The following is a 4,000-nucleotide window of genomic DNA, read 5'->3' as shown; positions in this document are numbered from 1 at the left end:
GATCCGGGTGGGCCGTCGGACGGCCATGGTCCGCCACGGTCGGGTGCCGGGACAGTCAGGGGCGCCTGCTGGACCTCACGGTCCACGGACAGCCGCTGCCCGGCTTCGGTGAGGACCCGCTGTGGATCGTCACAGCCGTCACCCACGCCGTCTCCGTGCCTTCCGCCCCTTCCGCCGCCCCTTCCGCCGTTCCTGCCGCCTCTGACACGTCCGCTGCCTCTGCCACGTCAGACACCTCCGCCGGTCCTGCCACCCCGCTCCCCTCGTTCCCTCCGGAACAGCCCGATGCCCCCGAGACAACACCTCCGCCGTCGACCGCCCTGCTGAAGGCGTGGGCGCTGGCCCAGTTGCCGATCCCGCTGGAGGTGTGCGACGCACAAGGGCGGGTGGTGGGCGTCAACAACGCCTTCGCCGACATAGCGGCGATGCCCGAGGACCGGCTCATCGGACTGGGCATGGGCGAGCGGGAGCCGGGCCGTACCTTCGACGGTCTGGAGGCCCTCCCCGAACTGGTGGAGAAGGGGCTGCGTACCGGCGAGACGACACGCCACGAGACCACCGCGCGCTGCCCGGGAGAGAGCCATGAGCGACGCCGTTCCGCGCTGCTGTACCCGGTGCGCGACCCCGGCGGCGAAGTGCGCGGGATATCCGTCGTGTTGAACGACACCACCGAGGCGTACTGGGCGCACCGGCGGCTGTCCATCGTGAACGAGGCCACCCTGCGGATCGGCACCACGCTCGATCTGACCCGTACGGCGGACGAACTGGCGGAAGTCGGCACGGACCACTTCGCCGACTTCGTCGTGGTGGACCTGCTCGACGCGGTCATGTCGGCCGAGGAGACGGAACCGGAGCCCACGGCCGGCCTGGCGGTCTGCCGCCGGGCCGCTCAGCGGTCGGTGCTGCCGGGCCTCCCCGAGGCCCTGATGCCGATCGGCGCCCGGCACTCCTACGATGCGGACTCTCCGGCAGGCCAGACCCTCGTCTCCGGCGAGGCGTCACAGCACGCGGTGGACGACTCCACCCTGGCGCGCTGGGCGAAGACCTCCCCGGAACGCGCCCGCAGCATCAAGTACTTCGGGGTGCACTCGATCATGGTGGTGCCGCTCCGGGCCCGTGGTGTCACCCTGGGCCTGGCGATCTTCTGCCGCCACCGGACCCCGGAGCCCTTCGACCGGGACGATCTGCTGCTGGCCGAGGAACTCGCCGCCCGCGCCGCCGTCTGCGCCGACAACGCGCGCCGCTACGCCCGGGAGCGCGCCACCGCGATCACCCTCCAGCGCAGCCTGCTGCCGCGCCACACACTCGACCACACCGCGGTGGAAGTCGCCTCCCGCTATATGCCCGCCGGATCCCGCGCGGGCGTCGGCGGCGACTGGTACGACGTGATCCCGCTCTCCGGCGCCCGGGTCGCCCTCGTGGTGGGCGATGTGGTCGGTCACGGTCTGCGGGCAGCCGCCACCATGGGCAGGTTGCGAACCGCCGTACGCACCCTGGCCGATGTCGATCTGCCACCCGATGAACTGCTCACCCAACTCGACGACGTCGTCATCGGCTACGGCTACGACGAGGGCGACGAGGCAGGGGAGTCGGCCAGTGGCGGCGACGACGCCGAACCGCGCTCGCGCACCACCGGAGAGATGAGCGCCACCTGCCTCTATGTCGAGTACGACCCCGTCTCCCGCCGCTGCTCGCTGGCCAGCGCCGGACATCCGCTGCCCGCCGTCGTCACTCCCGACGGCACCGTCGACTTCCCCGGTCCATCGGTCGGTCCGCCGCTCGGCCTCGGCGGATTCCCCTTCGAGATGACGGCGTTCGAACTGCCCGAGGGCAGTCTGCTCGCCCTCTACACCGACGGGCTCATCAAGGCCGCCGACGGGGACATGGACACCGGATACGCCCGGCTGCGCGACATCCTCGGACAGCCGCCCCGGCCCCTGGAGGAGATCGGCGATCTGCTGTGGGACGCCATGCTCTCCGGCCGCGCCGCCGACGACATCGCCCTGCTGCTCGCCCGCACCCGGGCGCTCGACGCCGACCAGGTCGCGACCTGGGATCTGCCCGGCGACCCCGCCGTCGTCTCCACCGCCCGGCGGCTGGCGGCCGAGCGGCTGACCGCCTGGGGCCTGGACGACGCCGTGTTCACCACCGAACTGGTCGTCAGTGAACTGGTCACCAACGCCATCCGGTACGGGGCGCCGCCCATCCGGCTGCGTCTGATCCGCGACCGCACCCTGATCTGCCAGGTCTCCGACGGCAGCGACACCTCACCGCATCTGCGCCGGGCCCGGGGCCTGGACGAGGGCGGGCGCGGCCTCATGCTGGTCGCCCGGCTGACCGACCGCTGGGGCACCCGGCACACCTCGACGGGCAAGGCGATCTGGGCCGAGCAGGAGCTGGGGCCCGACTGAGGGGACGGCGCGGAGCGGGCTGTCGCGTTACGGGCCGTCGCGTTGGGCCGTCGCATTGCGGGTTGTCGCCTTGCGGGTTGTCCCCGGGGAAAGCCGGCGACGGCTCCCGGGAAAAAGGGTTGGCGCCTCGGAGCCCCTTCACCTACTCTCTGGACCGTAAGTCGTCGCGCGACTGCGTACAACTGTGGACGACTGTGGACGACCGCGACCGAGAGAGCAGGAGGTGGATTTCGATGACTGCCGTGACGCCGGGCGCTGCCCGCACGCAGGATCTCATCCCCACCCCTGTGGTCTCCGGCTGATCTATCTCCTCCTCTGCCGTGCCTTTGGCGCGGTCGCCGGGGCCACCCGTCAAAACATGTCGAAACATGTTGAAGGGTTTCCCGTTGTCTGCTTCATCCCTGAAGAACTCGTCACACCCACTCGCCCGCTACGGCTGGGACGAGGGCTGGGACACCGCGTTCGCCCCGCACGCCGCCCGCGGGCTGCTGCCCGGCCGGGTCGTACGGGTCGACCGAGGCAACTGCGATGTCATCACCACCGACGGGGTCGTCCGCGCCGACACCGCCTTCGTCACCCCGCACGACCCGCTGCGGGTCATCTGCACCGGGGACTGGGCCGCCGTCGACGCCACAGGCGACCCCCAGTTCGTACGGGCGTACTTGCCACGCCGTACGGCCATGGTGCGCTCCACCTCGTCCAAGCGCTCCGAAGGACAGATCCTCGCGGCCAATGTCGACCACGCCGTCATCGCGGTGTCGCTCGCCGTCGAACTGGACCTCGGGCGTATCGAACGGTTCCTGGCCCTCGCCTGGGAGAGCGGCGCCCAGCCGCTCGTCGTGCTCACCAAGGCCGATCTGGTGCCCGACGCCACCGGTCTTTCGTATCTCGTGGAGGACGTGGAGACCACCGCGCCCGGCGTTCAGGTACTGCCCGTCAGCTCGATGACCGGCGAGGGCATGGACGTGCTCACCGCCGTCGTATCGGGCGGTACGAGTGTGCTGCTCGGCGTCTCCGGCGCGGGCAAGTCCACCCTCGCCAACGCGCTGATCGGTGCGGAGGTGATGGAAGTTCAGGCCACCCGGGACGTCGACGGCAAGGGCCGGCACACCACCACCACCCGTAACCTCCTCGCCCTGCCGGGCGGTGGGGTGCTGATCGACACCCCGGGGCTGCGCGGCGTCGGGCTCTGGGACGCCGGGACCGGGGTCGGGCAGGTGTTCACGGAGATCGAGGAACTCGCCGCGCGCTGCCGCTTCCACGACTGCGCGCACGACGCGGAGCCGGGGTGCGCGGTGCTCGCGGCCATCGAGGACGGTTCGCTGCCCGATCGACGGCTGGACAGCTACCGCAGGCTGCTCCGCGAGAACCAGCACATGGTGGCCAAAACCGATGCCAGGGTGCGGGCGGAGATCCGCAAGGACGGGAAGCGCAAGGGCGCGGTGGGGCGCGCGGCCATGGAGGACAAGCGCAGGGGCTTGCGCTGACCCTCGGGGCGCGGTGGGCGGGGTGTGACCGGTTCTCCCCGCCCACCGCGGTGTCCGGTGCACCAGTCCGCAGTGCCCGCGTGTGCACCCGTCCGCCGTGGT

At 71.3% G+C, this 4,000-nt stretch carries 2 protein-coding genes; both read left to right on the top strand.

What is annotated here, in order from left to right:
• Positions 1-2,411, top strand: a 2,411-nt coding sequence (locus tag ACWF94_RS35480; protein ID WP_453498336.1) for a SpoIIE family protein phosphatase, incomplete at its 5' end; no start/stop codon positions are given.
• A 368-nt stretch (positions 2,412-2,779) separates the two neighbouring features.
• The gene (gene rsgA / locus ACWF94_RS35475) at positions 2,780-3,898 is read left to right on the top strand and encodes a ribosome small subunit-dependent GTPase A (RefSeq protein WP_453498333.1); all 1,119 of its coding nucleotides are present in this window, start codon (positions 2,780-2,782) and stop codon (positions 3,896-3,898) included.
• Positions 3,899-4,000 lie beyond the last annotated feature (102 nt).

The sequence above is a fragment of the Streptomyces sp. NPDC055078 genome, assembly GCF_053607985.1.
The sequence above is the reverse complement of the archived record's forward strand: the minus strand, read 5'-3'. Positions and strand labels throughout refer to the sequence as shown.

Bases quoted from the DNA above. Each gene is read 5' to 3' on its own strand.
- rsgA (WP_453498333.1), top strand. From the start codon at position 2,780: ATGTTGAAGGGTTTCCCGTTGTCTGCTTCATCCCTGAAGAACTCGTCA.